Raw genomic sequence first — 25,769 nt, 5'->3', positions numbered from 1 at the left:
GGAAGCGAGCCTGCTCGCGAATGGTTCGAACTGGCGCCGCTTAGACCAAGGTCATCAACGCCTCTCGGCTGAACGGCAAGATATCCTGCTCACGCCCTTCGCGGACTTTCTGCGCCCAGTCCGGATCGACCAACAGCGCACGGCCAACCGCCACCAGATCGAACTCCTCTTTGTTCAGGCGCTCCAGCAGATTTTCCAGGCTGGCCGGTTGTGCGACCTTGTCGGTGTTGACCATGAACTGCAGGAACTCGCCGTCCAGGCCAACGCTGCCGACGGTGATGGTCGGTTTACCGGTCAGCTTGCGCGTCCAGCCAGCGAGGTTCAGATCCGAACCGTCGAATTCAGGCTCCCAGAAGCGGCGGGTCGAGCAGTGGAAAATGTCCACGCCAGCGTCGGAGAGAGGCTTGAGAAACTCGCCCAGCGCCTCAGGGGTCTGCACCAGACGCGCGGTGTAATCCTGCTGTTTCCATTGCGAGAAGCGGAAGATGATCGGGAAGCCTTCACCGACCGCCGCGCGCACGGCTTGAATCAATTCGATGGCAAAGCGCGAGCGGTTCGCCAGGCTGCCACCGTATTCGTCGGTGCGCTGGTTGCTGCCTTCCCAGAAGAACTGATCGACCAGATAGCCGTGGGCGCCGTGGATTTCCACGCCGTCCATGCCGATGCTCTGCGCATCTTTGGCAGCCTGAGCGAACGCAGCGATCACGTCCTGGATGTCCTGTTTGGTAATGCCGTGCACCACGACCTGACCGTCCTTGAGTTTTTCCGACGGACCGTAGCCCGGCACGCTGGCGTCCGGCTCGGTGCCGAGGCGGCGTACGCTGCCGACATGCCACAGTTGCGGGACGATCTTGCCGCCTTCGGCATGCACGGCGTCGACGACCTTTTTCCAGCCGGCCAGCGGCGCGTCACCGAAGAATTGCGGCACATTGGGATAGCCGTTGGAGGCGATGTGGCCAACGGTGGTGCCTTCGGTGATGATCAAACCAACCCCAGCGGCCGCGCGCCGGCGGTAGTATTCAATGACTTTGGAATTGGGCACGCCGCCCGGCGAGAACGAGCGGGTCATTGGCGCCATCACCACGCGGGTCGGCAGTTCGAGGGCACCGAGGTGAAATGGTTTGAACAGGGCTTGAACGGGCATCGGGAGGCTCCAGGGCGATCGCTTTATGACGGCGATAATATGGAGAGCCGGAGCCTTTGAACAGCATTATTGATTTGGGTGATTAACCATCAAAAGATTGAAAAGCAAAGATCGCAGCCTTCGGCAGCTCCTACACGGGATTGGTGGTTCCCTGTAGGAGCTGCCGAAGGCTGCGATCTTTTGATCCTGCTTTTCAGCTCAGCGCTTTTTCAATCGCATGCACGATGGTCGGATCATCCGGCGCCGTTCGCGGCGAGAATCGCGCCAGCACGCGGCCATCCTTGCCGAGCAGAAACTTCTCGAAATTCCAGGTGATGTCACCGGGAAACTCGGCGCCCTCGCCTGCCAGCAGACGATACAACTGATGCCGCTCGTGGCCGTTGACTTCGAGCTTGCTCGACAACGGGAACGTCACGCCATAGTTGAGACTGCAGAACTCCTGGATTTCCTTTTCCGAGCCTGGCTCCTGTCCGGCAAACTGGTTGCATGGCAGGCCCAGCACAGTAAAGCCTTTGTCTTTGTATTGCTGGTAGAGGTTTTCCAGTGCTGCGTACTGGGGGGTCAAGCCGCATTTGGAGGCTACGTTGACCACCAGCACGACTTGGCCCTTGAACGGCGCCAGCGGTAGCTCCTGACCATCCAGGGCTGTCAACTTAAGGTCGTGAAAAGCACTCATGCCGAACTCCAGGATTCTCGTGTTCTACTCGAAACAGCCACTTGGCGAGGCCACCAAGGACAGCCGCGGACTAAAAAGGCGCCCACAGGCGCCTCTCCAGTACTCGAAGCTTAGCGCAGAAAATCAGTGGTGATGGCCACCTTCGCCATGGACGTGACCATGAGCGATTTCTTCCTGGCTGGCGTCACGGATATCAACGATCTTCACCTGGAAGTTCAGGCGCTGACCGGCCAACGGGTGGTTGCCGTCAACGGTGACGTCGTCGCCGTCCAGGTCACGGATGGTGACGATCTGCATCTGACCGTCCGGCGCCGAAGCGTGGAACTGCATGCCGACTTCCAGCTCGTCAACGCCTTCGAACATGCTGCGGCTCAGGGTGCTGACCAGCTCGGCGGCGTATTCGCCGTAAGCGTCTTCCGGCTCAACGGCGACTTTCAGCTCGTCACCGACGGCTTTGCCTTCCAGGGCTTTTTCCAGGCCCGGGATGATGTTGCCTGCGCCTTGCAGGTAGACCAGCGGAGCGCCGCCGGCGGAGCTGTCGATGACCTCACCAGCGTCGTTGGTCAGGGTATAGTCGATGGAGACAGCCTTATTGGCGGCGATCAGCATGGGGCGAGACCTTTTGCATAAGAATATAGAAAGGCCAAGTTTAGCGAAGCAATCGCTTGAAAGCGACCACAACCCGGACAAACGGGTTTCGACCATCACGGGCTTTCACCAGGACGAAGACGGCCATTGGGTGGTCGAGCTTTCCTGTGGCCACACCCAGCACCTGCGCCATCAGCCGCCGTGGCAAACCCGCGCCTGGGTCCTTGATCCGGCGCAACGTATTGAAAAAACAGGTCAACCCTTTGCCTGCGGTTGGTGTGCACAGGGCTCGGTTAGCGCTAACCTTGGCGACTGAATTTCGGTAGTCGGCCAGACATAGGCTGACACCCTTGCATAGAGAATTCCCATGCAAACTTTTTTTATCGCCCCCACCGATTTTGGCGTGGGTCTGACCTCCATCAGCCTCGGGCTGGTGCGCACGCTTGAACGCGCCGGCCTCAAAGTCGGCTTCTTCAAACCGATCGCCCAGCCGCACCCGGGCGACACCGGTCCCGAGCGTTCCACCGAACTTGTGGCGCGCACCCACGGTTTGAAACCGCCGCAACCGTTGGGCCTGGCGCATGTCGAGCGCATGCTCGGTGACGGTCAGCTCGACGAGTTGCTCGAAGAAATCATCGCTCTGTATCAGCAAGCGGCGGTCGGCAAAGACGTGCTGGTGGTCGAAGGCATGGTGCCGACGCGCAGCGCCAGTTACGCCGCGCGGGTCAATCTGCATCTGGCCAAGAGCCTGGATGCCGAGGTGATTCTGGTTTCGGCGCCGGAAAACGAAGTGCTCGCCGAACTCTCTGGTCGGGTCGAGCTGCAGGCGCAATTGTTCGGCGGCCCGAAGGATCCGAAAGTCCTCGGCGTGATCCTCAACAAGGTCAAGACCGACGAGAGCATGGAGGCCTTCGCCACGCGGCTGAAGGAGCATTCGCCGTTGCTGCGCAGCGGTGACTTCCGCCTGCTCGGCTGCATCCCGTTCCAGCCGGAACTCAACGCGCCGCGCACTCGCGACGTCGCCGACCTGATGGGCGCGCAGGTGCTCAACGCTGGCGATTACGAAACCCGGCGCATGAACAAAATCATCATTTGCGCGCGAACCATGCGCAACACCGTCGAGCTGCTCAAGCCCGGCGTGCTGGTGGTGACGCCGGGTGATCGCGACGACATCATCCTCGCCGTCAGCCTTGCGGCGATCAACGGCGTGCCGCTGGCCGGCCTGCTGCTGACCAGCGACACCCTGCCCGATCCGCGCATCATGGACCTGTGCCAAGGCGCGTTGCAGGCCGGCTTGCCGGTCTTGTCGGTAAGCACCGGCTCGTACGACACCGCTAACCTGCTCAACGGCCTGAACAAGGAAATCCCCATCGATGACCGCGAGCGCGCGGAGATCATCACCGATTTCGTCGCCAGCCACCTCGACGCCAACTGGCTGCATCAGCGCTGCGGCACGCCACGGGAAATGCGCCTGTCGCCGGCAGTGTTCCGCTATCAATTGATCCAGCGTGCGCAGGCGGCAAACAAGCGCATCGTCCTGCCAGAAGGCAGCGAGCCGTTCACCGTACAAGCGGCGGCGATCTGCCAGGAACGCGGGATCGCTCGCTGCGTATTGCTGGCCAAACCTGCAGACGTCGAAGCCGTCGCCCGGGCGCAAGGCATCGTGTTGCCGCCGGGTCTGGAAATTCTCGACCCGGACCACATCCGCGAGCGCTACGTCGAACCGATGGTCGCCCTGCGCAAAAGCAAAAGCCTCAACGCACCGATGGCCGAGCAGCAGCTGGAAGACACCGTGGTGATCGGCACCATGATGCTTGCGCTGGACGAGGTCGACGGGCTGGTGTCCGGGGTGATCAACACCACCGCCAATACCATCCGCCCGGCCCTGCAACTGATCAAGACCGCACCGGGCTGCACGCTGGTGTCGTCAGTGTTCTTCATGCTCTTTCCAGAAGAAGTGCTGGTCTACGGCGACTGCGTGATGAATCCACACCCGAGCGCTGCCGAACTGGCAGAGATCGCCCTGCAAAGCGCTGACTCGGCGGCCGCATTCGGTATCACTCCACGGGTGGCGATGATCAGCTACTCCAGCGGTGAATCGGCTCGCGGTGAAGAAGTCGAGAAAGTCCGCGAGGCGACTCTGCTCGCCCACGAACAACAACACTCGCTGCTGATCGACGGTCCGCTGCAGTACGACGCTGCCGCCAACGCCGACGTCGCCCGACAACTGGCGCCGAACAGTCAGGTCGCCGGACGCGCCACGGTGTTCGTCTTCCCTGATCTGAACACCGGCAACACCACGCACAAAGCGGTACAACGCAGCGCCGATTGCGTCAGTCTCGGGCCGATGCTGCAAGGCCTGCGCAAACCGGTGAATGACTTGCCGCGCGGCGCGCAAGTCGATGACATCGTCTACACCATCGCGCTCACCGCGATTCAAGCCGCCAACCGACCTATGGATGTGTAAATGCTGGATTTTCTACCCGCACCCGTGCGCGGCGTGATCGCCTCGCTGCTGTTGGCGCTCAACACGATTCTGCTCTGCTCGTTCCTGTTCTGCGTGGCGCTGGTCAAGGCCCTGCCGTTTGCCTTTACCCAGCGCATTGCCGGTTGGCTGATGAGCCACACCCACGAGGCGTGGATCAGCAACAACAAGGGCTGGATGAATCTGGTACGACGCACCCGCTGGCACCTCAGCGGTCTGCAAGGTCTCGACTATCAGCACTCGTACCTGATCACAAGCAATCACCAGAGCTGGGTGGATATTCTGGTTCTGCAATACGTGCTCAACCGCAAGATTCAACCGCTGAAGTTCTTCCTCAAGCAGGAGCTGATCTGGGTGCCGGTGATTGGCCTGGCCTGGTGGGCGCTGGGCTTTCCATTCATGAAGCGCTACTCCAAGGCCTACCTGGAAAAACACCCGGAGAAGAAAGGCAAGGATCTGGAGACCACGCGCAAGACCTGTGCAAAATTCCGGCATAACCCGGTGGGGATTTTCAACTTCGTCGAAGGCACACGCTTCACCGAAGGCAAGCATGCGCAGCAGCAGTCACCGTTCAAGTACCTGCTCAAGCCCAAGGCTGGCGGGATCGCCTTTGTGCTCGATGCGATGGGCGAACAGCTGGAATCGATCGTCAACGTGACGATTCACTACCCGGCCGGGCGTCCGGGGTTCTGGGATTTGCTGTGCGGCAATGTGCGCGATGTGGTGGTGCACTTTGAAGAAATCAAAATCCCGCCAGCGTTCATCGGCAAGAACTACGACCAGGACGGCGAGTACCGTTTGCAGTTTCAGGGCTGGATCAACCAGCTGTGGCTGGACAAGGATGCGTTGCTGGAGCAGATGCACCGCGAATATCCACCCAAACACTGACCCCTGTGGGAGCGAGCAGGCTCGCTCCCACAGGGGATCGTTTGATCGTTCCCACGCTCCGCGTGGGAATGCAGCCCGGGACGCTCCGCGTCCCTGCCGAAGCGGACGCGGAGCGTCCAATGAGGCATTCCCACGCGGAGCGTGGGAACGATCACCCGGCACAAAAAAAGCCCGCCGATGATTGCTCATCGACGGGCTTTTTCTTGCCGCTTGAAACTGGAAGCTTGTCGCTGCTTCAGTGCTTAGATTGCGCCACGCTGACGCAATAGCTCCAGCACTTGCTTGACGCTTTCTTCCAGACTCAGCGACTGCGTATCGATCACCAGATCGGCATTGAGCGGCACGTCGTACGGGAAGGATTCGCCCGGGATGTTGTCGCCGCCAGCGGCATACAGACCTTGCGGGTCACGCTCGGCGCAGACGGTTGGCGAGGCCTGCACGTAAACCGTCAGCAAGCGATCCTTGCCGATCAGCTCCTTGGCCTGCTCGCGACCTTCAGCACTTGGTGCAACGAACGCAGCCAGGGTCAGCAGGCCCGCTTCGTTGAACTGACGCGCTACATGCGCGGCACGACGCCAGTTCTCGGTGCGACCGGCGCGATCCTGCGGCAGACCTTTGTTCAGATCCTGACGCAGGTTCTGGCCATCGAGTACAAACACCGCGCGGCCCATGTCGAACAGCTTGCGCTCGACCGCATAAGCCAAGGTGCTTTTGCCCGCGCCCGACAGGCCGCTGAACAGCACAGTCGCCGGTTGCTGGCCGAAGCGTTGGGCACGCTCTTCAGTGGCCACGTGGGCCAGTTTGCCGTGGTGCGTGGCGGTGCCATGAGACACAGGCTGGGCAACGATCATGCCGGCGCCGACGGTGCCGTTGGTCAAGCGATCAATGACGATGAATGCGCCAGTGGTGCGGTTGCTTTCATAACCATCGAGGGCGATCGGCGCGTCGAGCGCGATTTTCACCTTACCGATTTCGTTGAGCTGCAACGCGCTCGCCGGGCCTTCTTCCAGAGTGTTGACGTCGACCTTGTTAACGATGCTGGCGATCGAGCCCGGCACGTAACTGGTGGCGCGTTTGATGTCGTATTTCTTGCCCGGCAGCATCGGCTCTTCAGCCATCCACACCAGCATCGCTTCGAAGCTGTCGGTCACCGGCGGTACGTTGTCGGCATGCACCAACAGGTCGCCACGGGAGATGTCGATTTCGTCTTCCATGGTCAGCGTTACCGCCTGACCTGGACCTGCGTGCTCCAGTTCACCTTCGAAGGTGACGATGGATTTCACCCGGCTGCTCTTGCCCGACGGCAGCACCACGACTTCGTCGCCCTTGTGCACGATGCCGCTGGCCAGGGTGCCGGCGAAACCACGGAAGTTCAGGTTCGGGCGGTTGACGTACTGCACCGGGAAACGCAGATCGGTGAAGTTGCGATCGCCCGCGACTTCGACGGTCTCGAGGATTTCCATCAGCGACTGGCCGGTGTACCACGGCGAGCGCTCGGACTTGTTCACCACGTTGTCGCCCTTCAGAGCAGACATCGGCACGAAGTGCATGCTGGTTGGCTTCATCTTCAAGCCTTCAGCGAACTTCAGATAGTCAGCCTTGATCGACTCGAACACGCCTTCGTCGAAGTCCTTCAAGTCCATCTTGTTGATGGCCACAACGATGTGTTTGATCCCCAGCAATGAGGCGATGAAGCTGTGGCGACGGGTCTGGGTCTGCACGCCGTAACGGGCGTCGACCAGAATGATCGCCAGATCACAGGTGGAGGCACCGGTGGCCATGTTGCGGGTGTACTGCTCATGGCCGGGAGTGTCGGCGATGATGAATTTGCGCTTGGCGGTGGAGAAATAGCGGTACGCGACATCGATGGTGATGCCCTGCTCACGCTCGGCCTGCAGGCCGTCGACCAGCAATGCCAGATCGATGTCGTCACCGGTGGTGCCGGATTTCTTCGAGTCGCGGGTGATCGCTTCGAGGTGATCCTCGTAGATCATCTTCGAGTCGTGCAGCAGGCGCCCGATCAGGGTGCTCTTGCCGTCGTCGACGTTACCGCAGGTCAAAAAGCGCAGCAGCTCTTTACGTTCGTGCTGGCCCAGGTAGGCGAGGATGTCCTCGCTGATCAAATCAGATGCGTGCGACATGACAACCCCTTAGAAATAACCCTGACGTTTTTTGTCTTCCATCGAGCCTGCGCCATCGTGGTCGATGACCCGGCCCTGGCGCTCGGAAGTTCGCGTCAGGAGCATTTCCTGGATGATATCCGTCAGGCTTTCGGCCTCGGACTCCACCGCGCCCGTCAACGGGTAGCAGCCAAGGGTGCGGAACCGCACTTTCTTTTTCACGATGCGCGCTTTGTCTTCATCGGACAGGTGTTCGAGGATGCGCTCGTCGTCGATCATGATCAGCGTGCCGTTCTTCTCGATCACTTCGCGTTCGGCGGCAAAATACAGCGGCACGATCGGGATGCCTTCGAGATAGATGTACTGCCAGATGTCCAGCTCGGTCCAGTTCGACAGAGGGAACACACGGATGGATTCGCCCTTGTTGACCTTGCCGTTGTAGACGTTCCACAGCTCTGGACGCTGGTTTTTCGGGTCCCAGCGGTGCTTGCTGTCGCGGAACGAGTAGACGCGCTCTTTGGCGCGGGATTTCTCTTCATCGCGACGGGCGCCGCCGAACGCTGCGTCGAAACCATGCTTGTCGAGTGCCTGTTTCAGGCCTTCGGTTTTCATGATGTCGGTGTGCTTGGCGCTGCCGTGGGTGAACGGGTTGATGTTCTGCGCCACGCCATCGGGGTTGATGTGGGTGATCAGGTCCAGGCCCAGTTCTTCGACCATCTTGTCGCGGAACTTGTACATCTCCTGGAATTTCCAGCGGGTGTCGACGTGCATCACCGGAAACGGCAGTTTGCCCGGGAAGAACGCCTTGCGTGCCAGGTGCAGCATCACGGCGGAGTCTTTACCGATGGAGTACAGCATCACCGGGTTATCGAACTCGGCGGCCACCTCGCGGATGATGTGGATGCTTTCCGCCTCCAGCTGTTTCAGATGCGTCAGTTTGTCGACCATGGCTACTCACGAAAGCTTTCTTATGAACGGCCAGCGGGCCGTGTTCGAGCGGGGAATCCTAGCACAGCGACCTCTTCTAATCAGGACGCCAACTAGATCGAAAGGGTATATGAATATGCCCACTCGTTTGGGCGCGCCGGCCCATGCAGGAGCTGCCGAAGGCTGCGATCTTTTGATTTTGTTTTTAAAGATCAAGATCAATAGATCGCAGCCTTCGGCAGCTCCTACACAGCGAACGATGGGTCAGATCGGGTTGGGGCAATCGATGAAGATGTGCTCAAGGGCAAAGCGCTTCGCCAGATACTCGCCCAGCGCCTGCACGCCGTAGCGTTCGGTGGCGTGGTGGCCAGCGGCGATGAAGCTGATGTCATTCTCGCGGGCGCTGTGGAAAGTCTGCTCGGACGCCTCGCCACTGATGAACAGGTCGACCCCCGCCGCCACGCCCTGATCGATATAACCCTGGCCGCCACCGGTGCACCAGCCGACGCGGCGGATCATGCCGCTGCCTTCGATCAACAGCGGCTCGCGACCCATGACTTCCTGCACCTTGCGCGCGAAATCCCGCGCAGTCATTGGCTCATTCAGCGAACCCACCAGCCCGACGACTTTCGGATTGCTCGGGTCGAGCGGCCCTTCGACAGTGATGTCGAGCTGACGCGCCAGTTGCACGTTGTTGCCGACGTCCGCGTGCAGATCCAGCGGCAGGTGGTAGGCGAGCAGGCTGATGTCGTGCTTGAGCAGGGTCTTCAAGCGGCGCTGCTTCATACCCGTGACGCAGGGGTTCTCGCCTTTCCAGAAATAACCGTGGTGGACCAGGATCAGATCGGCCTCGGCTTCCACGGCAGCGTCCAGTAGAGCCTGGCTGGCGGTGACGCCACTGACGATGCGCATCACCTGCGGGCGGCCTTCGACCTGCAAACCGTTGGGGCAATAATCGGCGATTTTCGCACTGGCCAGGTAACGGTCGGCTTCTTCGACGAGGGTGCTGAGGGCTACGGCCATGAAAGACTCCTAAATATCCCGTTCAGAGGCGCGCGCGGCCTCGTATAATGCGCGACATTATGGGCGGTCTGACCTCGCCTGCAACCTTTCCAGGAACGTGCTTAATGCTCAAGGCGCTGCGTTTTTTTGGCTGGCCGCTGTTGGCCGGTGTGCTTATCGCTCTGTTGATTATTCAGCGTTACCCCGAGTGGGTCGGGCTGCCGAGCCTCGACGTCAATCTGCAACAGGCGCCACAGACAACGATCGTGCAACAGGGGCCGGTGTCCTACGCGGACGCGGTGGGTATCGCCGCGCCGTCGGTGGTCAACCTGTACACCACCAAGGTCATCAACAAACCGGCGCATCCCTTGTTCGAGGATCCGCAGTTCCGCCGCTTCTTCGGTGACAACTCGCCAAAACAGAAGCGCATGGAATCGAGCCTCGGTTCCGGGGTGATCATGAGCCCCGAAGGCTACATCCTCACCAACAACCACGTCACCAGCGGCGCCGACCAGATTGTCGTGGCGCTGAAGGATGGTCGCGAAACACTCGCACGGGTGATCGGCAGCGACCCGGAAACTGACCTGGCCGTCCTGAAAATCGATCTGAAAAACCTCCCGGCAATCACCGTCGGCCGCTCCGACAGCATTCGCATCGGCGACGTCGCGCTGGCCATCGGCAACCCGTTCGGCGTCGGCCAGACCGTGACCATGGGCATCATCAGCGCCACCGGGCGTAATCAGTTGGGGCTGAACAACTACGAAGACTTCATCCAGACCGACGCGGCGATCAACCCGGGCAACTCCGGCGGTGCGCTGGTCGACGCCAACGGCAACCTCACTGGCATCAACACGGCGATCTTTTCCAAGTCCGGCGGCTCGCAGGGCATTGGTTTTGCCATTCCGGTGAAACTGGCGATGGAAGTCATGAAGTCGATCATCGAGCACGGTCAGGTAATTCGTGGCTGGCTGGGCATTGAAGTGCAACCGCTGACCCAGGAACTGGCCGAGTCGTTTGGCTTGTCCGGACGCCCGGGAATTGTCGTCGCCGGGATTTTCCGTGACGGCCCGGCGCAGAAGGCCGGCCTGCAACTGGGCGACGTGATCCTGAGCATTGACGGCGAGCCGGCCGGCGATGGCCGCCGTTCGATGAACCAAGTGGCGCGGATCAAACCGACTGACAAGGTGACGATTCAGGTCATGCGCAACGGCAAGGAGCTGAAGCTGACCGCGGAAATCGGGCTGCGGCCACCGCCGGCACCGGTCAAAGAAAAAGAAGAATAAAAAAATGTTTTCGCGCGAGCGGCGCGAATAACAGACATTCTCAACGGGCATGTTATATTGTTTCAATTCTGACAATTGGAACAACATAACATGTCGTCTCGAAAAAAGGCTTCGCTGCTGGGCCTCACCCTGGGGTTGCTCTGCGATCCCGCCTTCGCCGATGAACTGCAACCCGTTGAGCTGGAAGCCATCAGCGTCACCTCCGACTACGAATCACCGACTGGCCCGGTCAGCGGCTATCGCGCGACCCGCTCTGCCAGTGCGACCAAAACCGACGCGGCGATTCGCGATATCCCGCAAGCCATCAGCGTGGTCCCGGCCAGTGTGCTTTCGGATCTGGGCAGCACCAGTGTCGAGCGCGCGCTGGATTTTGCCGGCGGCGTGTCGAAGCAGAACAACTTCGGCGGCCTGACCCTGTACGAATACAGCGTGCGCGGCTTCACCACGTCCGAGTTCTACAAGGACGGCTTCAGCGCCAATCGCGGCTACCCGAGCACGCCGGACGCGGCCAACATCGAGCGCATCGAAGTTCTCAAAGGCCCGGCCGCCAGCCTGTACGGCAGGGGCGATCCCGGCGGTACAGTGAACATCGTCACCAAGAAACCGCAGCCTGAAGCGTTCACCACCCTGCAAACCAGCGCCGGCAGCTGGGATCGCTATCGCACCGCGCTGGACGTCAACACGCCCCTTGATGAACAGGGCGATGTGCTCTCGCGCATCAATCTCGCGGTAGAGGACAACCACAGCTTCCGCGACCACGTCGACAGCCAGCGGGTCTTCGTCGCGCCCTCGATCAGTTGGCAGTTGAACCCGGACACCTCGCTGCTGGTGGAAAGCGAAATCGTCCGTCACAACTCGACGTTCGATCGTGGTGTAGTGGCGCCGAACAATAAATGGAGCGGCGTATCCCGTTCGACGTTCCTCGGCGAACCCGACGACGGCAATATCGACAACCACAACAACCTGCTCCAGGCCACGCTTGAGCACCATCTGAACGACAATTGGAAACTGCGTCTGGCGAGCCACTACAAGGAAGGCAAACTCTGGGGCGACGCCTCGGAACAACGCGCGCTGAACGCCGACGGCCATACGGTCAATCGCCGCTTGCGCGAGCGCGATACGAGTTGGCACGACAGCATCACCCAACTGGAATTGCGCGGTCTGTTCGACCTCGGCCCGTGGCAGCATGAATTGCTGATCGGCACCGAGTACGAGAATTACCGCAAGGACGAACGCGTCACCACCGTCGCCGGCGGCCCCTACGCCATCGATATCTATAAGCCGGTTTACGGCCAGCCGAAACCCAACGGCGCACGCTCGGGCACTGACTTTTTCGAACACGTCGAAAGTCATGCGCTGAACCTGCAGGACCAGATCGTCTTCACCGACAAACTGCGCGGCATGCTCGGTGCGCGCTTCGAGCACTTCGATCAGCGCATCGACGATCACAGCCGTAACGCCAAGAGCGAGCAGCTCCACGACGCACTGACCCAACGCGCCGGCCTGCTCTATCAACTCACGCCGAACACTGGCCTGTTCGCTAACGCCTCGACCTCGTTCAAACCGAACAACGGCCTGGATGCTTCGGGCAAATCCTTCGATCCGGAAGAAGGCGTCGGTTACGAAGTGGGGATCAAGAACGAGCTGTTCGATGAGCGCGTAAGCAGCACCCTCGCCTTCTTCCACATCGACAAGGAAAACGTCCTTGCTCTCGATCCGGGGACCGACACCAGCCGCGCCATGGGTAAGGCGCGCAGTCAGGGTTTCGATTGGCAGGTCACCGGGCAAGTAACCGATGCGGTGCGGGTCATCGGCGCCTTCGCCTACATCGACGCCGAGGTGACCAAGGGCGACGCGACCATTCCCACCGGCAGCCGCATCCTCGGCGTGGCCAAACGCAGCGGCAGTGTGCTGGGTGTGTATGAGTTTCAGGATGGCCGTCTGCGCGGTTCAGACGTCGGTGCAGCCTTCACCTACGTCGGCGATCGCTCGGGCGAATCCGGCAGCGACTTCGAATTGCCGGCCTACCAGACCGTCGACTTGCTCGCGCATTACAAGGCCAGCGACAACGTCACGGTGGGCCTGAACCTGAACAATATCTTCGACGAGAAATATTACGAGCGCTCCTATAGCAACTACTGGGTCAACCCCGGCGAACCGCGCAATTTCACCGTCAGCCTGACACTCAACCTGTAAAAGGACGTCACCATGCACTACGGCAAATCCCTTCTGCTCATCGCTGCGCTATTCACCGCTCAGGCGTCGGCCCACGGCCTGTGGACAGAGGAACGACGCGGCAACATCGAAGTGGTCTACGGTCACGGCGCTGAAGACAACGCCTTCAAGGCACAGAAAATCAGCGGCGCATGGGCTTATGACGCGAGCGGCAAGATGATCCCGGTCAGCGTCGAGCGCCTGGCCGACCACGCCCGACTGAAACCCTTGAAGCCACCGGCGGTGATGGCCGTGGCGCTGAACAATGGCATGTGGTCGCAGACGGCGGACAAGAAGTGGATCAACGAAGGACGCAGCAAAGTGCCCGGCGCCACCGAGGCTACGCAGACATTCAAATACAGCCTGGCGATCTATCAGCCGGGGGCAAAGTTGCCGAAGCTTGATCAGATCAAATTGCTTATTGTGCCGGAGGTCGATCCGATGACCGTGGGGCCAGGCAAATCGTTGCCGGTGCGGGTGTTGCTTGATGGCAAACCGGCGGCGGGAGTGAAGTTGTATGGCGACTATCGCAGCGCGCCGAATACGCTGAGCACCGAGACCGACAAGGATGGCCGCGCGCAGGTGCTGGTGAGGAACGAAGGGTTGAATGTGATTGCGGCGCAGGTTGAGGTGCCGGTGAAGGACAGTGTGGATGTGGATAGTCGAGGGTTGTTCAGTTCGCTGACGTTCCTCGGTGAGCCGCATCACGAATAAACGCTACAAATCCCCTGTAGGAGTGAGCTTGCTCGCGATTGCGCCGGGTCAGCCAACATCAATGTTGAATTTCCCTCCGCTATCGCGAGCAGGCTCACTCCTACAGAAAGCAGAGCTGGTCAGAGATCCCCAAGCCCATCGATCAGCGCCTGATTCTGCTCCGGCGTGCCAATCGAAATCCGCAAGAACTGCGCAATCCGCTCCTGCTTGAAGTGCCGCACGATCACGCCCTGCTCGCGCAGTTTCGCCGCCAGCCCCGCTGCATCGTGCTGCGGATGCCGGGCGAAGATGAAGTTGGCCGCCGACGGCAGCACTTCAAAGCCCTTGGCCTGCAACTGCGCCACCACCCACTCGCGGCTCTCGATCACCTGACGACAGGTCTTGTCGAAATACTCGCGATCTTCGAAAGCCGCCGCCGCACCGACAATCGCCAGACGATCCAGCGGATAGGAGTTGAAGCTGTTCTTGATCCGCTCCAGCGCCTCGATCAGATCGGGGTGCCCTACCGCCAGACCGACACGCAGACCGGCCAGCGAACGGGACTTGGACAATGTCTGCGTCACCAGCAGGTTCGGATAACGATCCACCAGACTGATCGCGGTTTCGCCGCCAAAGTCGATATAAGCCTCGTCCACCACGACCACCGAATCCGGACTGGCCTTGAGGATCTGCTCGACCGCGTCCAGCGCCAGCAGGCAGCCGGTCGGGGCGTTCGGGTTAGGGAAAATGATTCCGCCATTCGGTTTGGCGTAGTCGGCCGGGTTGATCTGGAATTGCGCATCCAGCGGCACCGCGTCGAACTCGATTCCATACAGCCCGCAGTACACCGGATAAAAGCTGTAGCTGATGTCGGGGAACAGCAGCGGCTGATCGTGTTGCAGCAGACCGTGGAAAATGTGCGCGAGCACTTCGTCCGAACCGTTGCCGAGGAACACCTGACTGGTTTGCACGCCGTAGTATTCGGCCACGGTGTTTTTCAGCAGATCACTGTTCGGGTCCGGATACAGGCGCAGGTTGTCGTTGAGCTCGGCTTGCATCGCCGCCAGCGCTTTCGGCGACGGGCCATAGGGGTTTTCGTTGGTATTGAGCTTGACCAGTCTGGTCAGCTTCGGCTGTTCGCCCGGCACGTAGGGCACCAGATCCTTGACGAACGGGCTCCAGAATTTACTCATCGCTCAGTTCTCCTGCCCTTTCAGAAAGTCTTGGTCTTTGATGCGGTATTCGGCGCTGCGCGCGTGGGCGCTCAGCGATTCACCACGGGCCAGTACCGATGCAGTCTTGCCCAACTCCGAAGCACCGGCCTCGGAGCAGAAGATGATCGACGAGCGCTTCTGGAAGTCGTAGACACCCAGCGGCGAGGAGAACCGCGCAGTGCCGGAAGTCGGCAACACGTGGTTCGGACCGGCGCAGTAATCGCCCAACGCTTCGGAAGTGTGGCGGCCCATGAAGATCGCGCCAGCGTGACGAATCTGCGGCAGCCAGGCTTGCGGATCAGCGACCGACAATTCCAGGTGTTCCGGCGCGATACGGTTGGCGACTTCGATGGCCTCGGCCATGTCGCTCACCTGGATCAGCGCACCACGGCCATTGATCGAGGTCTCGATGATGGTTGCGCGGTCCATGGTCGGCAGCAGTTTGTCGATGCTCGCGGCCACCTTGTCGAGGAACTCGGCGTCGGGGCTGACCAGAATCGCTTGCGCGTCTTCATCGTGCTCGGCCTGAGAGAACAGGTCCATGGCAATCCAGTCCGGATCGGTCTGGCCGTCGCAGACCACAAGAATTTCCGAAGGGCCGGCGATCATATCGATGCCGACCTGGCCGAACACATGGCGCTTGGCGGTGGCGACATAGATATTGCCCGGGCCGACAACCTTGTCGACACGCGGCACGCTTTCGGTGCCGTACGCCAGTGCGGCAACCGCTTGCGCGCCGCCGATGGTGAACACACGGTCGACACCGGCGATACAGGCAGCGGCCAGCACCAGCTCGTTGATTTCACCGCGCGGGGTTGGCACGACCATGACCACTTCGGTCACGCCGGCGACCTTGGCCGGAATCGCGTTCATCAATACCGACGACGGATACGAAGCCTTGCCACCTGGCACATACAGACCGGCGCGATCCAGCGGCGTGACTTTCTGGCCGAGCACCGTGCCGTCGGCTTCGGTGTAGCTCCAGGAATCCTGTTTCTGCTTTTCGTGATAGCTGCGCACCCGGGCGGCGGCTTTTTCCAAGGCCTCGCGCTGTGGCACGGTGATGCGGGTCAGGGCCAGTTCGAGGCGCTCGCGCGGCAGGATCAGGTCGGCCATCGAGGCGACTTCGAGGCCATCGAACTTCTGGGTGAACTCGACCAGCGCCGCGTCACCGCGCTCGCGCACAGCCTTGATGATGTCGAGCACGCGCTGATTGACCGAGTCGTCAGACACACTTTCCCAGCTCAGCAGATGATCCAGATGATGCGCGAAATCCGGGTCAGCAGCGTTGAGTCGGCGAATTGCAGTGGTTGCGGTCATAGCGAGAGCCTCATAGGAATGGCAAATAACTCAGGCGCCCGAAACTAGCATTCGATCCGCTTGGGCACCTGAGAATTCTGGCTATGAGGCGGATAGACGGCGCGGCCTTGGGCCACGCAGGTAGATCAGCCGCGGTGTCGCGATTGCACTGCGTTGCGCAGGGTGTCGATCAACGCCTGGATTCGGGCGTGTTGCATTTTCATCGAAGCCTTGTTGACCACCAGGCGCGAGCTGATCGTGGCGATCAGTTCCTGGGGCTCCAGGCCGTTGGCGCGCAGGGTATTGCCGGTGTCGACCACGTCGATGATCTTGTCGGCCAGACCGATCAGCGGCGCCAGCTCCATCGAGCCGTACAGCTTGATGATGTCGACCTGACGGCCCTGCTCGGCGTAATAACGCTTGGCAACGTTGACAAACTTGGTCGCCACACGCAGACGGCCCTTGGGCTCGGCCGCGCCGATCTTGCCGGCGGTCATCAGCTTGCACTGAGCGATCTGCAGATCCAGCGGCTCGTACAGGCCCTGGCCGCTGTATTCCATCAGCACGTCCTTGCCGGCGACGCCAAGGTCGGCCGCGCCATGCTCGACATAGGTCGGCACATCGGTGGCACGCACGATCAGCAGACGCACATCGTCCTGGGTCGTGGGGATGATCAGCTTGCGGCTCTTGTCCGGATTCTCGGTCGGCACGATGCCCGCTTCAGCAAGAAGCGGCAGGGTGTCGTCAAGGATGCGGCCCTTGGACAGTGCGATGGTCAACATGGGAAACGTCAGTCCTTATCAAGGTACTCATGCCCGGTCGCAATCGGCGCCGGACACACATCGAGGGTGCGCACACCCTCGACTCGAAACGAATTCAGTGGACACGTCCGTGTGTCCCGATGCAGCGATCAGCCCGGAACGCGACGGATCTTGGCGCCGAGCATCTGCAGTTTTTCTTCGATGCACTCGTAACCACGGTCTATGTGGTAGATGCGGTCGATCAGCGTATCGCCTTCGGCCATCAGTGCCGAGATCACCAGACTGGCCGAAGCCCGCAGGTCGGTCGCCATCACAGGCGCGCCCTTGAGGATTTCGGTGCCGGTGACGATCGCGGTGTTGCCTTCGACCTGGATCTTGGCGCCCATGCGGTGCAGTTCGTAAACGTGCATGAAGCGGTTTTCGAAGATCGTCTCGATCACCGCACCGGTGCCTTCGGCAATGGCGTTGAGCGAGATGAACTGTGCCTGCATGTCGGTCGGGAACGCCGGGTACGGCGCGGTGCGCACGTTGACCGCTTTCGGGCGTTTGCCGTGCATGTTCAGCTCGATCCAGTCTTCACCGCAGGTGATTTCCGCACCGGCTTCACGCAGCTTTTCCAGCACCGCTTCGAGGATGGTCGGATCGGTGTCCTTGACCTTGACGCGGCCACCGGTAACGGCAGCGGCGACCAGATAGGTGCCGGTTTCGATACGATCGGGCATGACCTTATAGAAAGCCGAACCCAGACGCTCGACGCCATCGATGGTGATGGTGTCGGTGCCGGCGCCGGAAACCTTGGCACCCATGGCGTTGAGGAAGTTCGCCAGGTCGACCACTTCAGGCTCACGGGCGGCGTTCTGCAGCACGCTGCGGCCCTTGGCCAGAGCAGCAGCCATCATGATGTTTTCGGTACCGGTCACGCTGACGGTGTCGAAGAAGAAGTGCGCGCCGCGCAAGCCACCTTCAGGCGCCTTGGCCTTGATGTAGCCGCCTTCGACGTCAATGATTGCGCCCATGGCTTCGAGACCACGGATATGCAGGTCGACCGGACGCGAGCCGATGGCGCAACCGCCAGGCAGTGCCACTTCGGCTTCACCGAAACGCGCGACCATCGGGCCGAGCACAAGGATCGACGCACGCATGGTTTTCACCAGTTCGTACGGCGCGATCAGGGTCTTGATGGTGCGCGGGTCGATTTCGACGCTGAGCTTCTCGTCGATCACAGGCTCAATGCCCATGCGCCCGAACAGCTCGATCATGGTGGTGATGTCGTGCAGGTGCGGCAGGTTGCCAACGGTGACCGGGCCATCGCACAGCAAGGTCGCGGCCAGGATCGGCAGGGCGGAGTTCTTCGCGCCGGAAATGCGAATCTCGCCATCAAGACGAGCGCCACCGGTAATAATCAATTTATCCATTAGTATCTCGACGCCCTAGGGCTCAGGTGCGCTCGGCCCAGGCCGCGCTGCTGAAAAATTTCATAGTGACCGCATGGATGCTGCCATCGACGATCCATGGGTTCAAATGGGCATAGACCTGCTGCTGACGCTTCACCGGGCTCAACGCCGCCAGTTCATCGCTGATCACGTTCAGCTGGAAGTTGCAGCCTTCGCCTTCAACTTCTACCAGCGTTCCTGGCAGCTTTCCTTCAAGGAAGCTCTTCACTTCTACGGCCTGCATGCTCAACCTCAATCGGCGCCCTGTGCGCACGGGTCGGACATCATACAAAAAAGCCCCGCGCCTGCGAACCCCGCAACGCAGGACTCTGACGGGGGGCTTCTTTATAGATGAGGGTTCAGGGGTGCGCCAACAGCTCGGTCAACTCGCTGACCTGAGCGATTTCGCGCATGTCTTCGGGCATCGCACGGATGCTGACGGCCTTGCCGGCCGCCTGAGCATCACGCATGAAGCACAGCAGCAACGACAGGCCGACGCTGCTGGACTTCTGCACCGCCGAACAATCGATCACCAGCGCCGACGCCTTGCTCGACTTGATCAGCGCCTGCCCTTCCTTGCGCAGGTCGGGCCCGGTGCGGTAATCCAGCACGCCGCTGAGCACCAGCTCGTCGACATCACTCATCCGTACGGCCGCCTCACTCATTGCGCTGGCTTCGCGGCGGCTTTGTCGGTTTCCTGCTTGGCCTTGGCCACTTCACCGGCCCAGCCATCGATGGTCTTGTCCAGATCGTTGCCATTGCGCTGCATGGCGTCGGCGAACTGGTCACGGAACAGCTTGCCGATGTTGATGCCGTTGATGATCACGTTGCGCAGCTTCCACTCGCCGCCGATCTTCTCAAGGGTGTACTGCACCGGATAAATCGCACCGTTGCTGCCCTTGACGGTCATGTTGACGCTGGTGCGGTCGCCCGATTCATCTTTGGCCGGGTCAACAGTAATACCCTGGTTGTTGTATTCCAGCAGAGCGTTGCCGTAGAACTGGAACAGACCGCGCTTGAAGTTCTCCTGAAAACGCTGCATCTGCTCAGGCGTGGCCTTGCGCGAATACTTCACGGTCATGATGCTTTTGGAGATGCCCTCGGCATCCACCACAGGGCCGACGATGCTGTTCAGCGCCGCATAGAAATCCTGCGGATCCTGCTTGTACTTCTCTTTGTTGGCCTGCAAGTCCGCAAGCATCCGGTTCGTGGTGTCCTGAATCAGGTCATGAGCCGATTGTCCCGGTGCAGCGTTAGCCATCAACGGCAGGGCCGCGAGCAACACCAACAGGCCACGTCGCAAGATAGAGATCATTCAAAAGCTCCTCATTTGGCGTCTTTGCTAACGGTATTGAGCAGGAATTTACCGATCAGGTCTTCCAGTACCAGTGACGACTGTGTGTCGTGGATGGTTCCACCGTCTTTCAACTGGGTGTCTTCACCGCCGACGCTGATACCGATGTATTTTTCGCCCAGCAGACCCGCGGTGAGGATAGACGCAGTCGAATCAACCGGCAGGTTGTCGACCTTTTTATCCACCTGCAGCGTGACCCGACCGGTGAAGCTGTCGCGATCCAGATCGATCGCGGTGACCTTGCCGATGGTCACACCGGCCATGGTCACTTTGGCTCTGACCGTCAGACCGGCGATATTGTCGAAATAGGCATAAAGTTTATAAGTGTCGGTGGACGCAGTCGCAGACAGACCGCTGACGCGCAAGGCGAGCAGCAGCAAAGCCAGGATCCCTGCCAGCAGGAACAGGCCGACACCGATTTCCAGGGTGCGGTTTTGCATCAGAAATCTCCAAACATCAAAGCGGTCAGAATAAAGTCCAGGCCGAGCACTGCCAGCGAGGCAAACACCACGGTCTTGGTGGTGGCACGACTGATTCCCTCGGAAGTGGGCTCACAGTCATAGCCTTGGAATACGGCGATCCAGGTCACGACAAAGGCGAAAACGACACTCTTGATCACGCCATTCAGCACATCGCTGGTGAAGGTCACGCTGTTCTGCATGTTCGCCCAGTAGGAGCCTTCGTAGACGCCCAGCCAGTCGACCGCGACCCACGAACCACCCCAGATGCCGACGACACTGAAGATCATCGCCAGCACCGGCAGCGAAATGAAGCCGGCCCACAGGCGCGGGGCAATGATGTACTTGAGCGGATCGACACCGATCATTTCCAGGCTGGACAACTGCTCGGTGGATTTCATGTTGCCGATCTCGGCGGTCAACGCCGAGCCGGCCCGACCGGCAAACAGCAACGCCGTGACCACCGGCCCCAGTTCACGCAGCAACGTCAGGGCGACCATCTGCCCCACCGCCTGCTCTGAACCATAGCTGGAAAGAATGCTGAAGCCCTGTAGCGCGAGCACCATGCCGATGAAAATGCCGGAGACCACGATGATCACCAGCGACATGACGCCGACCGAGTGCAGCTGCTTGACCAACAGGCCGAAACCACCACTGATACCGCCACGGCCCAGCAGGGCGTGAAACAGGAACAGGGTGGCTCGACCAAACACCGCGACCGCGTCGATCGCCGATTCGCCGAACCGACGCACGCGTTCCATCAATGAAATTCTGCGCATCAGCGCTTCCCCAGAAGATCTGCGCGGTAATCCGTCGCTGGAAAATGGTACGGCACCGGGCCATCGGGATCGCCGGTCATGAACTGGCGGATACGCGGCTCATCCGAGTTCATCAGCTCATCCGGCGTGCCCTGCCCCAGCACCTGACCATCGCCCACTACATAGATGTAGTCGGCAATGCTCGCGGTTTCCGCCAGATCGTGAGACACCACGATACTGGTGATGCCCAGTGCATCGTTGAGCAGGCGGATCAGGCGCACCAGCACGCCCATGGCGATCGGGTCCTGGCCCACGAAAGGCTCGTCATACATGAGAATCTGCGGATCGAGAGCAATTGCCCGGGCCAGCGCCACGCGGCGCTTCATGCCGCCGGACAGTTCGTCCGGCATCAGCTCGATGGCGCCACGCAGCCCCACCGCCTGCAACTTGAGCAGAACGATGTCGCGGATCATGTCTTCCGGCAGCTGCGTGTGAACCCGCAGCGGAAATGCCACGTTTTCGAACACATCGAGATCGGTGAACAGCGCACCGCTTTGAAACAGCACGCCCATGTGCTTGCGCGCATCGAACAGATCGCTGCGCGACAGCGTCGGCAGGTTCTGCCCGTTGACCCAGACTTCGCCGCTGGACGGCCGCAACTGCGCGCCCATCAGGCGCAGCAGCGTGGTCTTGCCGCAGCCGGAAGGCCCCATGATGCCGGTGACCTTGCCGCGCGGGATGCGGATATCGACGTTATTGAAAATGCTCCGCGCACCGCGCTTGAAGGAGACTCCCTTCAGCTCGACCGCGTAGGCGTTATCGGCACTCATCTAAACTCCTTGCGATGCAGCCTTTCATCGGGATGCCAGACTTTCCTCGGAAACACCTGCATCCCGGGCAGGCCGAACTGGCGGCGAACTATATCACTGCAAAGGCTGAGCGCCCAAGCGAGAACCCGGCCAGAATCGCCGACGGGTGAGGGTCACAGCGACTTTCACAGGGTTTTGGTAACCAGTAATGACAAAGCACGACGAACTTGCGTGAGGCTTTGCCACATAACCGCTATAATCGCCGCCTTTTCATCGGCCCATACGATTCTGACATGAGCAAAACCCGCGACCTGATTCAATCGGCACAACGCACCATCCGCCTCGAAGTGGAAGCCGTCCAAGGCTTGATGGCCCATATCGACGCCGATTTCGTACGCGCTTGCGAGATGATTCTGGCCAGCAAGGGCCGTGTGGTCGTGGTCGGCATGGGCAAATCCGGGCATATCGGCAACAAGATCGCCGCGACCCTGGCCAGCACCGGCACTCCGGCGTTTTTTGTCCATCCCGCCGAAGCCAGCCATGGCGACATGGGCATGATCACCCGCGACGACGTCATTCTGGCGCTGTCGAACTCCGGCTCGACCAACGAAATCATCACGCTGCTGCCATTGATCAAACGCTTGGGCATCCAGTTGATCAGCGTCACCGGCAATCCGCAGTCGCCACTGGCGAAGGCTGCCGAGGTCAATCTCAATGTGCATGTTGAGCACGAAGCCTGCCCGTTGAATCTGGCACCGACGTCTTCGACTACTGCAGCGCTGGTCATGGGCGACGCCCTGGCCGTGGCCTTGCTGGAAGCGCGCGGTTTTACCGCCGAAGATTTTGCCTTCTCGCATCCGGGCGGCGCCCTTGGCCGGCGCCTGTTGCTGAAAGTGGAAAACGTCATGCACGCCGGGGAGGAGTTGCCGCAAGTACAACGCGGCACCCTGCTCAAGGATGCGCTGATGGAAATGACCCGCAAGGGCCTCGGCATGACCGCTATCCTTGAAGCCGACGGCAAACTCGCCGGGATCTTCACCGATGGTGATTTGCGCCGCACCCTGGATCGCACCATCGATATTCGCAACGCCACCATCGACGAAGTGATGACCGCACACGGCAAAACCGCGCGGCCCGACATGCTTGCCGCCGAAGCCCTGAAAATCATGGAAGACCACCGAATCAGCGCCCTGGTAGTCGTCGACGAGGAGGATCGCCCGATCGGCGCCTTCAACCTCTCCGATCTGCTGCGCGCAGGAGTCATGTAATGAGCAACGATCTGCTGCAACGCGGCAAAGCGATCAAACTGGCAGTCTTCGACGTCGACGGTGTGCTCACCGACGGCCGTCTGTATTTCCTCGAAGACGGCAGCGAGTTCAAGACTTTCAATACCCTCGACGGCCAGGGCATCAAGATGCTGATGAATGCCGGCGTGGAGACCGCAATCATCAGCGGCCGCAAGACCCCGGTGGTCGAGCGCCGCGCGAAGAACCTCGGCATCCCGCATCTGTTTCAGGGGCGCGAAGACAAATTGGTCGTGCTCGACGGCCTGCTCGCGCAACTGGGCCTAAGCTATGAAGAAGTCGCCTATCTGGGCGACGATCTGCCAGACTTGCCGGTGATCCGCCGTGTGGGGCTGGGCATGGCGGTGGCCAACGCTGCCGATTTCGTCCGCGAACACGCCCACGGCGTTACCCGCGCCCGTGGCGGCGAAGGTGCCGCCCGCGAATTCTGCGAATTGATCCTGCGCGCCCAGGGCCGCCTCGAAGCGGCTAACGCCGCGTACCTGTGAGCCAGACCATGTTTAGCAAAAAGTTTCGCAACTTCCTGCTGTTCGGCTGCATCGCTGCGATATTCGCCGCGGTCGGCTACTGGAACATCAGCCCGGAACGCTTCCTCGACAAGCCGCCGGTCTCGACCGCCGAGAACCCGATCGACTGGTACGCGACCAACACGCACACCATTCAGTACCTGCCCGACGGCAAGGTGCAGTACGAGATGACCTCCGACAAGGCCGAGCATGTCAAGGCCACCGATGTCACTCTGGTGACCAAGCCTGATTTGAACATGTATCGCGGCACCGACTTCCCGTGGCACGTGACCAGCGAGCGCGGCGAAGTGAACTCGGGCGGTACCGAAGTGGAATTGATCGATTCGGTCCGCGTACAGCGCACCGATGAGAAAAATCGCGGCACCCTGATCACCAGCACCCGCATGACCGTGTTCCCGCAGCAGGAATATGCGCAGACTGCGCAACCCGTTAGAATCGAGGGCGCTGGCGGCGTGTCGACTGGCGTCGGAATGAAAGCGTACCTGAAGGACAGCAGGATACACCTGCAATCGAACGTAAGAGGACAGTATGAGGCTCGTTAAAACCCTCCCTATTTTGCTCAGTCTGGGCGCAGCACTGGGAAGCGCGAGCGCCTGGTCCCTGCCGAACGATCAGCAGCAACCTATCCGCATTCAGGCCGACGACGCCCAGCTGGACGACAAGAATGGCATCGCCACCTATAAAGGTGACGTGATCATTACCCAGGGCTCGATGATCGTTAAAGGCAACACGGTGACCATGACTCGCGCGCCCAACGGTGATATCGACGTGGTGACCTCGGTGGGCAATCTGGCTTACTTCGAGCAGTTGCAGACCCAGGGCGACGCCAACCCGGTCAAGGGCTACGGCGTGACGATTCAATACCACGCCCAGCAGAACCGCGTGGTGCTGATCGACAAGGCCAAGGTTATCGACAAGGATAACAACGTCACCCAAGGCGAAAAAATCGTCTACGACACCGTGAAGAAACTGGCCAGCGCCGGTCGCGCCACGGGCAGCAAGGTCACCGAATCGCGTCCGCGCATCGACATGGTGATCCAGCCGAAGAAGAAAACCGAAGAGAAATCCCAGTAATGGCAACTCTGAAAGCTCAGCACCTGGCCAAGGCCTATAAAAGCCGCCAGGTCGTGCGTGACGTCAGCCTGTCGATCGACAGCGGGCAGATCGTCGGCCTGCTCGGCCCGAACGGCGCCGGCAAGACGACCTGCTTCTACATGATCGTCGGCCTGGTGCAGGCCGATCAGGGCCGGGTGCTGATCGATGATCTGGACGTCAGCCACCAGCCGATGCACGGCCGCGCCAAGGCCGGTATCGGCTATCTGCCGCAAGAAGCGTCGATCTTCCGCAAGCTGTCGGTCGCCGACAACATCATGGCGATCCTCGAGACTCGCCCGGAACTCGACAAGGCCGGCCGTCGCAAGGAGCTGGAAAGCCTGCTGCAGGAATTCCACATCAGCCACATCCGCGACAACCTCGGCATGAGCCTGTCCGGTGGTGAACGCCGCCGGGTGGAAATCGCTCGCGCTCTGGCCACTGCGCCGAAATTCATCCTGCTCGACGAACCGTTCGCCGGTGTCGACCCGATCTCGGTCGGCGACATCAAGCAGATCATCCACCACCTCAAGGCCAAGGGCATCGGTGTGCTGATCACCGACCACAACGTCCGCGAGACGCTGGATATCTGCGAAACCGCTTACATCGTCAACGACGGTCAACTGATCGCCGAGGGCGATGCCGAGACTATCCTGGCCAACGATCTGGTCAAGGAAGTGTATCTGGGTCACGAGTTCCGCCTGTAAGCGCGACAGCGCTGTATCGATTCAAGGCGCCTT

27 protein-coding genes are annotated in these 25,769 nt (G+C 60.5%); 11 read left to right on the top strand and 16 right to left on the bottom strand.

Translation table 11 applies throughout. The features are described from left to right. Positions 1–40: 40 nt before the first annotated feature. The 3 genes from J2Y90_RS10325 to J2Y90_RS10315 all read right to left on the bottom strand — a co-directional run bounded on the left by J2Y90_RS10325 (position 41) and on the right by J2Y90_RS10315 (position 2,429). Positions 41–1,144 (bottom strand): NADH:flavin oxidoreductase, encoded by a 1,104-nt coding sequence (locus tag J2Y90_RS10325; protein WP_253499090.1) that lies wholly within the window; start codon positions 1,142–1,144, stop codon positions 41–43. A 193-nt stretch (positions 1,145–1,337) separates the two neighbouring features. Then, a complete protein-coding gene (locus J2Y90_RS10320) occupies positions 1,338–1,820 on the bottom strand; it encodes a glutathione peroxidase (protein ID WP_253499088.1) in 483 nt (160 codons plus the stop codon). 123 nt (positions 1,821–1,943) lie between these two features. Next, positions 1,944–2,429 (bottom strand): FKBP-type peptidyl-prolyl cis-trans isomerase, encoded by a 486-nt coding sequence (locus J2Y90_RS10315; RefSeq protein WP_090281801.1) that lies wholly within the window; start codon positions 2,427–2,429, stop codon positions 1,944–1,946. Between J2Y90_RS10315 and J2Y90_RS10310 the strand changes: the two genes are divergently transcribed. The 3 genes from J2Y90_RS10310 to J2Y90_RS10300 are packed head-to-tail and all read left to right on the top strand — an operon-like array spanning position 2,398 to position 5,781. Next, positions 2,398–2,724, top strand: a complete 327-nt coding sequence (locus tag J2Y90_RS10310) for a DUF3565 domain-containing protein (protein ID WP_253499086.1) — start codon at positions 2,398–2,400, stop codon at positions 2,722–2,724. The two genes, J2Y90_RS10315 and J2Y90_RS10310, sit on opposite strands and share 32 nt — an antisense overlap. A 51-nt stretch (positions 2,725–2,775) precedes the next feature. Continuing rightward, positions 2,776–4,875 carry a phosphate acetyltransferase gene (gene pta / locus J2Y90_RS10305; protein ID WP_253499083.1) on the top strand — a complete coding sequence of 700 codons (2,100 nt, stop codon included), beginning with the start codon at positions 2,776–2,778 and terminating at the stop codon, positions 4,873–4,875. Then, the gene (locus J2Y90_RS10300; RefSeq protein ID WP_122610824.1) at positions 4,876–5,781 is read left to right on the top strand and encodes an acyltransferase; all 906 of its coding nucleotides are present in this window, start codon (positions 4,876–4,878) and stop codon (positions 5,779–5,781) included. 242 nt (positions 5,782–6,023) lie between these two features. Here J2Y90_RS10300 and cysN read toward each other — a convergent pair whose 3' ends face one another. The 3 genes from cysN to J2Y90_RS10285 all read right to left on the bottom strand — a co-directional run bounded on the left by cysN (position 6,024) and on the right by J2Y90_RS10285 (position 9,851). Then, a complete protein-coding gene (gene cysN, locus J2Y90_RS10295) occupies positions 6,024–7,922 on the bottom strand; it encodes a sulfate adenylyltransferase subunit CysN (RefSeq protein ID WP_253499080.1) in 1,899 nt (632 codons plus the stop codon). A gap of 9 nt (positions 7,923–7,931) precedes the next feature. Beyond that, on the bottom strand, positions 7,932–8,849 hold the full coding sequence (cysD, locus tag J2Y90_RS10290) for a sulfate adenylyltransferase subunit CysD (RefSeq protein ID WP_007912374.1): 918 nt from the start codon (positions 8,847–8,849) through the stop codon (positions 7,932–7,934). A 243-nt stretch (positions 8,850–9,092) separates the two neighbouring features. After that, positions 9,093–9,851 (bottom strand): Nif3-like dinuclear metal center hexameric protein, encoded by a 759-nt coding sequence (locus J2Y90_RS10285; RefSeq protein ID WP_253499077.1) that lies wholly within the window; start codon positions 9,849–9,851, stop codon positions 9,093–9,095. A gap of 104 nt (positions 9,852–9,955) precedes the next feature. Between J2Y90_RS10285 and algW the strand changes: the two genes are divergently transcribed. From algW to J2Y90_RS10270, 3 genes are all read left to right on the top strand, one after another. Continuing rightward, the gene (algW, locus tag J2Y90_RS10280) at positions 9,956–11,113 is read left to right on the top strand and encodes a Do family serine endopeptidase AlgW (RefSeq protein WP_016770590.1); all 1,158 of its coding nucleotides are present in this window, start codon (positions 9,956–9,958) and stop codon (positions 11,111–11,113) included. Between the two features lie 90 nt (positions 11,114–11,203). Then, positions 11,204–13,309 carry a TonB-dependent siderophore receptor gene (locus tag J2Y90_RS10275; RefSeq protein ID WP_253499074.1) on the top strand — a complete coding sequence of 702 codons (2,106 nt, stop codon included), beginning with the start codon at positions 11,204–11,206 and terminating at the stop codon, positions 13,307–13,309. Positions 13,310–13,321: 12 nt separating this feature from the next. Further along, a complete protein-coding gene (locus J2Y90_RS10270) occupies positions 13,322–14,041 on the top strand; it encodes a DUF4198 domain-containing protein (RefSeq protein ID WP_253499071.1) in 720 nt (239 codons plus the stop codon). A 119-nt stretch (positions 14,042–14,160) separates the two neighbouring features. On the opposite strand, the gene hisC is transcribed toward J2Y90_RS10270, so the two are convergent. The 10 genes from hisC to J2Y90_RS10220 all read right to left on the bottom strand — a co-directional run bounded on the left by hisC (position 14,161) and on the right by J2Y90_RS10220 (position 22,127). Beyond that, on the bottom strand, positions 14,161–15,213 hold the full coding sequence (gene hisC, locus J2Y90_RS10265) for a histidinol-phosphate transaminase (protein ID WP_253499069.1): 1,053 nt from the start codon (positions 15,211–15,213) through the stop codon (positions 14,161–14,163). A 3-nt stretch (positions 15,214–15,216) separates the two neighbouring features. Beyond that, positions 15,217–16,554 (bottom strand): histidinol dehydrogenase, encoded by a 1,338-nt coding sequence (gene hisD / locus J2Y90_RS10260; protein WP_253499066.1) that lies wholly within the window; start codon positions 16,552–16,554, stop codon positions 15,217–15,219. A 125-nt stretch (positions 16,555–16,679) separates the two neighbouring features. Beyond that, the gene (hisG, locus tag J2Y90_RS10255; protein ID WP_253499063.1) at positions 16,680–17,315 is read right to left on the bottom strand and encodes an ATP phosphoribosyltransferase; all 636 of its coding nucleotides are present in this window, start codon (positions 17,313–17,315) and stop codon (positions 16,680–16,682) included. 128 nt (positions 17,316–17,443) lie between these two features. Further along, a complete protein-coding gene (gene murA, locus J2Y90_RS10250; RefSeq protein WP_186547252.1) occupies positions 17,444–18,709 on the bottom strand; it encodes a UDP-N-acetylglucosamine 1-carboxyvinyltransferase in 1,266 nt (421 codons plus the stop codon). 22 nt (positions 18,710–18,731) lie between these two features. Next, positions 18,732–18,971, bottom strand: coding sequence for a BolA family protein (locus tag J2Y90_RS10245; RefSeq protein ID WP_042608750.1), 240 nt, complete (start codon positions 18,969–18,971; stop codon positions 18,732–18,734). Between the two features lie 115 nt (positions 18,972–19,086). Beyond that, positions 19,087–19,392 carry an STAS domain-containing protein gene (locus J2Y90_RS10240; protein WP_039759362.1) on the bottom strand — a complete coding sequence of 102 codons (306 nt, stop codon included), beginning with the start codon at positions 19,390–19,392 and terminating at the stop codon, positions 19,087–19,089. Next, the gene (locus J2Y90_RS10235; protein WP_129999927.1) at positions 19,389–20,042 is read right to left on the bottom strand and encodes an MlaC/ttg2D family ABC transporter substrate-binding protein; all 654 of its coding nucleotides are present in this window, start codon (positions 20,040–20,042) and stop codon (positions 19,389–19,391) included. The genes J2Y90_RS10240 and J2Y90_RS10235 overlap by 4 nt, the downstream gene beginning before the upstream one ends. Positions 20,043–20,053: 11 nt before the next feature. Next, a complete protein-coding gene (gene mlaD, locus J2Y90_RS10230) occupies positions 20,054–20,521 on the bottom strand; it encodes an outer membrane lipid asymmetry maintenance protein MlaD (protein ID WP_253499060.1) in 468 nt (155 codons plus the stop codon). Continuing rightward, positions 20,521–21,318: a lipid asymmetry maintenance ABC transporter permease subunit MlaE gene (mlaE, locus tag J2Y90_RS10225; RefSeq protein ID WP_042608753.1), complete on the bottom strand. Its 798-nt coding sequence runs from the start codon at positions 21,316–21,318 to the stop codon at positions 20,521–20,523. The genes mlaD and mlaE overlap by 1 nt, the downstream gene beginning before the upstream one ends. Then, on the bottom strand, positions 21,318–22,127 hold the full coding sequence (locus tag J2Y90_RS10220; protein ID WP_039759369.1) for an ATP-binding cassette domain-containing protein: 810 nt from the start codon (positions 22,125–22,127) through the stop codon (positions 21,318–21,320). Before J2Y90_RS10220 ends, mlaE begins: the two co-directional genes overlap by 1 nt. Positions 22,128–22,399: 272 nt before the next feature. Here J2Y90_RS10220 and J2Y90_RS10215 point away from each other — a divergent pair, with 272 nt between their 5' ends. Genes J2Y90_RS10215 through lptB form a run of 5 tightly spaced genes read left to right on the top strand, consistent with a single transcriptional unit; the run spans position 22,400 to position 25,736 of the window. Beyond that, positions 22,400–23,374, top strand: coding sequence for a KpsF/GutQ family sugar-phosphate isomerase (locus tag J2Y90_RS10215; protein WP_042608754.1), 975 nt, complete (start codon positions 22,400–22,402; stop codon positions 23,372–23,374). After that, on the top strand, positions 23,374–23,898 hold the full coding sequence (locus J2Y90_RS10210; protein ID WP_253499057.1) for a KdsC family phosphatase: 525 nt from the start codon (positions 23,374–23,376) through the stop codon (positions 23,896–23,898). Before J2Y90_RS10215 ends, J2Y90_RS10210 begins: the two co-directional genes overlap by 1 nt. 8 nt (positions 23,899–23,906) lie before the next feature. Continuing rightward, positions 23,907–24,479: an LPS export ABC transporter periplasmic protein LptC gene (gene lptC / locus J2Y90_RS10205; RefSeq protein ID WP_253499055.1), complete on the top strand. Its 573-nt coding sequence runs from the start codon at positions 23,907–23,909 to the stop codon at positions 24,477–24,479. Further along, positions 24,466–25,011, top strand: a complete 546-nt coding sequence (gene lptA / locus J2Y90_RS10200; protein WP_016771679.1) for a lipopolysaccharide transport periplasmic protein LptA — start codon at positions 24,466–24,468, stop codon at positions 25,009–25,011. The genes lptC and lptA overlap by 14 nt, the downstream gene beginning before the upstream one ends. Further along, positions 25,011–25,736 (top strand): LPS export ABC transporter ATP-binding protein, encoded by a 726-nt coding sequence (gene lptB / locus J2Y90_RS10195; RefSeq protein WP_024011621.1) that lies wholly within the window; start codon positions 25,011–25,013, stop codon positions 25,734–25,736. The genes lptA and lptB overlap by 1 nt, the downstream gene beginning before the upstream one ends. Positions 25,737–25,769 lie beyond the last annotated feature (33 nt).

Source organism: Pseudomonas koreensis (assembly GCF_024169245.1).
Classification (GTDB): domain Bacteria; phylum Pseudomonadota; class Gammaproteobacteria; order Pseudomonadales; family Pseudomonadaceae; genus Aquipseudomonas; species Aquipseudomonas koreensis_F.
Note: the sequence above shows the minus strand (reverse complement) of the source record. Positions and strands in the feature narration are given on the sequence as shown.

Coding starts and splice junctions, on each gene's coding strand:
- J2Y90_RS10325 (WP_253499090.1), bottom strand. CDS start 1,144: ATGCCCGTTCAAGCCCTGTTCAAACCATTTCACCTCGGTGCCCTCGAA.
- J2Y90_RS10320 (WP_253499088.1), bottom strand. CDS start 1,820: ATGAGTGCTTTTCACGACCTTAAGTTGACAGCCCTGGATGGTCAGGAG.
- J2Y90_RS10310 (WP_253499086.1), top strand. CDS start 2,398: ATGGAGACAGCCTTATTGGCGGCGATCAGCATGGGGCGAGACCTTTTG.
- J2Y90_RS10315 (WP_090281801.1), bottom strand. CDS start 2,429: ATGCTGATCGCCGCCAATAAGGCTGTCTCCATCGACTATACCCTGACC.
- pta (WP_253499083.1), top strand. CDS start 2,776: ATGCAAACTTTTTTTATCGCCCCCACCGATTTTGGCGTGGGTCTGACC.
- J2Y90_RS10300 (WP_122610824.1), top strand. CDS start 4,876: ATGCTGGATTTTCTACCCGCACCCGTGCGCGGCGTGATCGCCTCGCTG.
- cysN (WP_253499080.1), bottom strand. CDS start 7,922: ATGTCGCACGCATCTGATTTGATCAGCGAGGACATCCTCGCCTACCTG.
- cysD (WP_007912374.1), bottom strand. CDS start 8,849: ATGGTCGACAAACTGACGCATCTGAAACAGCTGGAGGCGGAAAGCATC.
- J2Y90_RS10285 (WP_253499077.1), bottom strand. CDS start 9,851: ATGGCCGTAGCCCTCAGCACCCTCGTCGAAGAAGCCGACCGTTACCTG.
- algW (WP_016770590.1), top strand. CDS start 9,956: ATGCTCAAGGCGCTGCGTTTTTTTGGCTGGCCGCTGTTGGCCGGTGTG.
- J2Y90_RS10275 (WP_253499074.1), top strand. CDS start 11,204: ATGTCGTCTCGAAAAAAGGCTTCGCTGCTGGGCCTCACCCTGGGGTTG.
- J2Y90_RS10270 (WP_253499071.1), top strand. CDS start 13,322: ATGCACTACGGCAAATCCCTTCTGCTCATCGCTGCGCTATTCACCGCT.
- hisC (WP_253499069.1), bottom strand. CDS start 15,213: ATGAGTAAATTCTGGAGCCCGTTCGTCAAGGATCTGGTGCCCTACGTG.
- hisD (WP_253499066.1), bottom strand. CDS start 16,554: ATGACCGCAACCACTGCAATTCGCCGACTCAACGCTGCTGACCCGGAT.
- hisG (WP_253499063.1), bottom strand. CDS start 17,315: ATGTTGACCATCGCACTGTCCAAGGGCCGCATCCTTGACGACACCCTG.
- murA (WP_186547252.1), bottom strand. CDS start 18,709: ATGGATAAATTGATTATTACCGGTGGCGCTCGTCTTGATGGCGAGATT.
- J2Y90_RS10245 (WP_042608750.1), bottom strand. CDS start 18,971: ATGCAGGCCGTAGAAGTGAAGAGCTTCCTTGAAGGAAAGCTGCCAGGA.
- J2Y90_RS10240 (WP_039759362.1), bottom strand. CDS start 19,392: ATGAGTGAGGCGGCCGTACGGATGAGTGATGTCGACGAGCTGGTGCTC.
- J2Y90_RS10235 (WP_129999927.1), bottom strand. CDS start 20,042: ATGATCTCTATCTTGCGACGTGGCCTGTTGGTGTTGCTCGCGGCCCTG.
- mlaD (WP_253499060.1), bottom strand. CDS start 20,521: ATGCAAAACCGCACCCTGGAAATCGGTGTCGGCCTGTTCCTGCTGGCA.
- mlaE (WP_042608753.1), bottom strand. CDS start 21,318: ATGCGCAGAATTTCATTGATGGAACGCGTGCGTCGGTTCGGCGAATCG.
- J2Y90_RS10220 (WP_039759369.1), bottom strand. CDS start 22,127: ATGAGTGCCGATAACGCCTACGCGGTCGAGCTGAAGGGAGTCTCCTTC.
- J2Y90_RS10215 (WP_042608754.1), top strand. CDS start 22,400: ATGAGCAAAACCCGCGACCTGATTCAATCGGCACAACGCACCATCCGC.
- J2Y90_RS10210 (WP_253499057.1), top strand. CDS start 23,374: ATGAGCAACGATCTGCTGCAACGCGGCAAAGCGATCAAACTGGCAGTC.
- lptC (WP_253499055.1), top strand. CDS start 23,907: ATGTTTAGCAAAAAGTTTCGCAACTTCCTGCTGTTCGGCTGCATCGCT.
- lptA (WP_016771679.1), top strand. CDS start 24,466: ATGAGGCTCGTTAAAACCCTCCCTATTTTGCTCAGTCTGGGCGCAGCA.
- lptB (WP_024011621.1), top strand. CDS start 25,011: ATGGCAACTCTGAAAGCTCAGCACCTGGCCAAGGCCTATAAAAGCCGC.